Origin of the sequence: Acinetobacter stercoris (genome assembly GCF_900323515.1) — a bacterium.
Classification (GTDB): Bacteria; Pseudomonadota; Gammaproteobacteria; order Pseudomonadales; family Moraxellaceae; genus Acinetobacter; species Acinetobacter stercoris.
In genome coordinates this window covers 1-4624 of record NZ_OOGT01000259.1, presented here as the reverse complement: position 1 = coordinate 4624, position 4624 = coordinate 1, and the positions used below count along the sequence as shown (strand labels likewise).

4 protein-coding genes and 1 tRNA gene are annotated in these 4624 nt (G+C 38.2%); 4 read left to right on the top strand and 1 reads right to left on the bottom strand.

Going from position 1 to position 4624, the window contains the following annotated elements; all coding sequences use genetic code 11:
* Window positions 1–304 precede the first annotated feature (304 nt).
* The 3 genes from pyrC (at window position 305) to KPC_RS18015 (ending at window position 2078) form a co-directional block, all read left to right on the top strand.
* Window positions 305–1339, top strand: coding sequence for a dihydroorotase (gene pyrC, locus KPC_RS18025; protein ID WP_121975713.1), 1035 nt, complete (start codon window positions 305–307; stop codon window positions 1337–1339).
* Window positions 1324–1983, top strand: a complete 660-nt coding sequence (gene rnt / locus KPC_RS18020) for a ribonuclease T (protein ID WP_121975712.1) — start codon at window positions 1324–1326, stop codon at window positions 1981–1983. Before pyrC ends, rnt begins: the two co-directional genes overlap by 16 nt.
* A gap of 19 nt (window positions 1984–2002) precedes the next feature.
* A tRNA-Glu gene (locus tag KPC_RS18015) sits at window positions 2003–2078 on the top strand.
* A 4-nt stretch (window positions 2079–2082) separates the two neighbouring features.
* Here KPC_RS18015 and KPC_RS18010 read toward each other — a convergent pair.
* The gene (locus KPC_RS18010; RefSeq protein WP_121975711.1) at window positions 2083–2709 is read right to left on the bottom strand and encodes an FMN-binding negative transcriptional regulator; all 627 of its coding nucleotides are present in this window, start codon (window positions 2707–2709) and stop codon (window positions 2083–2085) included.
* Window positions 2710–2827: 118 nt separating this feature from the next.
* Between KPC_RS18010 and KPC_RS18005 the strand changes: the two genes are divergently transcribed.
* Window positions 2828–4258 (top strand): amino acid permease, encoded by a 1431-nt coding sequence (locus tag KPC_RS18005; protein ID WP_121975710.1) that lies wholly within the window; start codon window positions 2828–2830, stop codon window positions 4256–4258.
* Window positions 4259–4624: the final 366 nt, after the last annotated feature.

Genomic DNA, 4624 nt, shown 5'->3' with positions numbered 1-4624 from the left:
ATATTTATTTAGCCCCCCCCTATTCAAATTAGACCAAATGGTTNAATATTTTCATAAATTTTAGCCATCTATTTTTAAAAATGAAGTAATTTTCTACATCATGCTTTTTATTTGTCTCATCATAATCATCTACAGATATTCAACTTTTATGTGAAATAGATGAATTTTATGACAGGCATATGAATAAAAAACAATCTATTTATCTGTTTTTTATTCGTTATTCAAGTTTTTTTATCAAAATTAGCGGTTACCATTTTTTGTCTATTTGCATTATCATTTGTTTTATTTTTTAGTATGAATTGCCTTGAATACAATTACTCTACTTCAGCCTGATGATTGGCACTCTCATCTTCGTGATGGTCTCGCTCTTAAACGCACAGTTCCTGACTTAGCCAAACAGTTTTCTCGCGCGATTTGTATGCCAAATCTTGTGCCTCCTGTAAAAACTGTTGAAGAAGCTCTCGCTTATAGAGACAGAATCATGGCTCATGTCCCGGCTGGAATAATTTTTGATCCGCGCATGGTCTTATATTTTACAGATAGTACATCGCCTGATGAAGTTCGAAAAATCAAAGAATCACAACATGTGAATGCGATCAAGTTATATCCGGCAGGCGCTACTACCAATTCTGATAATGGCGTCAGTGATATACGCAAAGTCTATGCTGTAATCGAACAACTTGAAAAATATCAGGTTCCACTATTGTTACATGGTGAGGTTACTCATCATCATGTCGATATTTTCGACAGAGAAAAACGGTTTTTAGATGAAGTTCTCTCCCCTCTTTTAAAACAATTTCCTGACCTAAAAGTGGTGCTGGAACATATTACGACTAAAGATGCCGCCCACTTTGTTCTGGAGCAGGATAGAAATGTTGCTGCGACGATCACACCACAACATTTATTATTTAACCGTAATGACATGCTTGTCGGTGGAATTAAACCGCATTTTTATTGCCTGCCGATTTTAAAGCGCCAGACACATCAACAGACTTTACTAGAAGTTGCAACCAGTGGTAATCCTAAATTTTTCTTAGGTACAGACAGTGCACCACACTCTAAAAATGCAAAAGAAAATGCATGTGGGTGTGCTGGATGCTATAGTGCCCCAACAGCAATTGAACTTTATGCCCAGGCATTTGACCAGGCAGGTCGAATTGAACGCTTAGAGGGCTTTGCTAGCCACTTTGGTGCGGATTTTTATGGCTTGGCCCGTAATACCGAAACCATTACTTTGGTAAAAGAAGATCAGGTTATTCCTGAAAGTTTAGACTATTTGGATGGTGAAAAAATCATTCCACTATATGCTGGTAATACTATCCAATGGAGAAAAGTGTGACAACTGACGTTCAACCTGTTATCGGGCAACGTTTTCGAGGATTTTTACCCGTTGTGGTCGATGTCGAAACAGCAGGTTTTAATGCCGAAACGGATGCATTGCTAGAAATTGCATGTATTCCTATCGTTTATGATGAACAAGGTAATTTTGTACCTGGTGAAGCGTATCATGCACATATCAATCCCTTTGAAGGGGCTCATTTAGATCGCAGATCGCTTGATTTTATTGGTGTAGATCCATTTAACCCTATGCGGGTTGCGATGGCTGAAGATGAAAAAACGGCATTAAAGCGTATTTTCAAATCTGTCAATGAGGTCCGCAGAAAGCAACAATGTACACATGCTATTTTAGTCGGTCACAATGCACATTTTGATCTTGGCTTTTTAAAAGCAGCAATTGATCGCACGGGTACAAAAAACCAAAATCCGTTTCATAGCTTTTCCGTCTTTGATACAGTGACCTTAAGTGCAGTGATGTTTGGTCAAACTGTACTGGCAAAATCATGTATTCAGGCTGGAATCGAGTTCGATGGCAAGGAAGCACACTCGGCTTTATATGATACTCAGAAGACAGCCGAACTGTTTTGCTATATTTTGAACAAACTCTCCCCTTACTTACTTGACACTTTGGTGGCGGATCAATAAGATACCGCCATCCTCCAACGACCCTATCGTCTAGAGGCCTAGGACATCGCCCTTTCACGGCGGTAACCGGGGTTCGAATCCCCGTAGGGTCGCCATCATCTATTTATTTAACTGTTTTAGCATTTCTTCTGCCAGTTCTGTTTTATGCTGCTCCGTTAAAGCCTGTGCAACATTTCTGATATCTGCTTCAGTTCTATTTTGACTTAGTTTAAATTTTCCTTTTATATCCAGTATATTGATTTCAATCGCTGCAATATTTGCTAATTGTTTCCGGATATAATCTTCAGGCGCGTCTGTCATCCGCCAAGGTACAGGTTGAGAGTTTTCGTGCTCTCTGGTCAATCTAGCTAATACTCCCCGTAAATATTTTTCGTCATCGACGAATCTACATTTCCCACGAATATGTACAACACGATAGTTCCATGTCGGGACAGCACGATGATGAATGGCTTTTTCCAAATACCAATTTGGTGAAATATAAGAGTTTTCTGCCTGGAAAATGATTAGAGTATCTATGCTTTCATTTTGTTTTAAAAGTTCATACAAAGGATTCGCTTTTGCAATATGTGCCCGAAGCTGATTATTTTTGATATCTAACTCAAAAGGTAAATGATTAGCTTCTAATTCTCCATTTGCATGGATTATTAAACTACCAAGTGGGTACAATTTTATTAAACAGTATAGTTGTTCAATTTCATTTTCCTGAAAATGTTCTGGTAGATACATAAGTTGATCCTGAAGTAATACTAATTATCTATTTGTTTTGCTTAACAGTTGTACTTTACAGTTTTGTGAATCAGATAAGATTACATTAAAATATATTTTTTAATATTTTACCAAGATTATGCAATCTCCCGATCAATTTACTCAGCATGGTTCAGCTGAGGGAGGCTCTATTGCCTTAAAACGCTCCATGACCAAACGTCACTTAATTATGCTTTCATTAGGTGGCGCGATCGGGACTGGATTATTTTTAAGCTCAGGACAGGTAATTTCGCAAGCAGGACCAATGGGTGCAGTCATCTCTTATATCATCGGTGGCTTAATCGCCTATATGGTAATGCTCTGTTTAGGTGAATTAGCAGTCAATCTGCCTGTTTCTGGTTCATTTGGTGCATTTGCCTCGCACAATATTGGACCAGGTACAGGTTATATGGTTTCGTGGATGTACTGGCTTGGCTGGTCTGCAACGTTAGGAACCGAATTTACTGCTGCTGCCCTACTCATGCAGGAATGGTTTCCAACCACATCCATATGGTTATGGACACTGATTTTTATTATCGCTGTACTTATTTCAAACCTGACATCAACGCGTTTTTTTGCAGAATCCGAGTTTTGGCTCTCTTTTGTCAAGGTCGCAACTGTCCTTATCTTTATTTTACTCGGTTTAGCAGCAATATTTGGTCTGCTACCATTTAAAGGTTATGAATCTGCACCACTCTTTCATAATTTAACTGCACATGGCTGGTTTCCAAATGGGTTATTTCCGATTTTTGCAACTATGTTGATCGTCAACTTTGCATTTAATGGGACGGAAATGATCGGTATTGCCGCTGGCGAGGCTGAAAATCCTGAAAAAAATGTACCTAAAGCCATCCATGCTGCCGTCTGGCGTTTGATGATCTTTTTTGTAGGGACAATTATTGTCATTAGTTCTTTGCTTCCTTATCAAGATGCTGGACTAACAGGTGATCATAGCCAAGGTTTAAGCAATAGCCCCTTTGTAACCGTATTTAACTTTATCGGAATCCCATATGCAGAAGATATTATGCGTTTTGTGATTATCACAGCCTTACTTTCTACAGCAAATTCTGGTTTGTATGCTGCGTCACGGATGATGTGGGCTTTATCTGTTCAAAATCAGTTACCAAAGGTTTTTTCAAAACTGACTAAATCAGGTACACCTGTCATTGCAATCCTAGTGACAATGATAGGAGGCTTACCTGGATTATTATCAGAACAATTTGGTGCAGATGTCATCTTCAAAAACCTGCTTGGTGTTGCTGCATTTACTATGGTGATTGTCTGGATGAGTATTTGCTGGAGCCAGTACAATTTCCGTAAACGCTGGCTCAAATCTGGACACCACCTGGATGATCTCAAATTTAAAACGCCATGGTATCCATTCGTTCCTATTTTGGGCTTCATTACCTGTACTGCTACAGGTCTAAGTATGGCATGTGACCCTGAGATGATTTCAGGATTTATTGGTTGCCTGGTTTTCATGGCTGGATGCTATGCGAGTTACTACTGGCTTTACCACAAAAAAAATTAATTACTAAACAAAAACCAGCTGATGCTGGTTTTTTATTTTATTCAAAAGATTTATGAATATTTCAATTTGGTAACCTGATCGTCAGATCAGAACTATCTATTCAAAGCAGCACAAGATTTGAAGATATCTATCTCTAAACATCCAAGTCGTCTTTGGTTAACCCATTATACTTTCAATTGAATCTAATAATGAATTATGACGAATTAAACAGATTCCGTAAAAAAAGCGTTAAATGTATAAATAACACCCAGTGTTCAAAATACAGACATATAGCTATATTACATTTCAAACCGCTTCTTCTATTCTCATCGGATATTTATTTTATTATTGATCTAAATCATGTGATGAAATAACAAATCTCTCGCG

Excerpts from the sequence above, each read along its gene's own strand:
- rnt (WP_121975712.1), top strand. The coding sequence starts at position 1,324 with ATGGAGAAAAGTGTGACAACTGACGTTCAACCTGTTATCGGGCAACGT.
- KPC_RS18010 (WP_121975711.1), bottom strand. The coding sequence starts at position 2,709 with ATGTATCTACCAGAACATTTTCAGGAAAATGAAATTGAACAACTATAC.
- KPC_RS18005 (WP_121975710.1), top strand. The coding sequence starts at position 2,828 with ATGCAATCTCCCGATCAATTTACTCAGCATGGTTCAGCTGAGGGAGGC.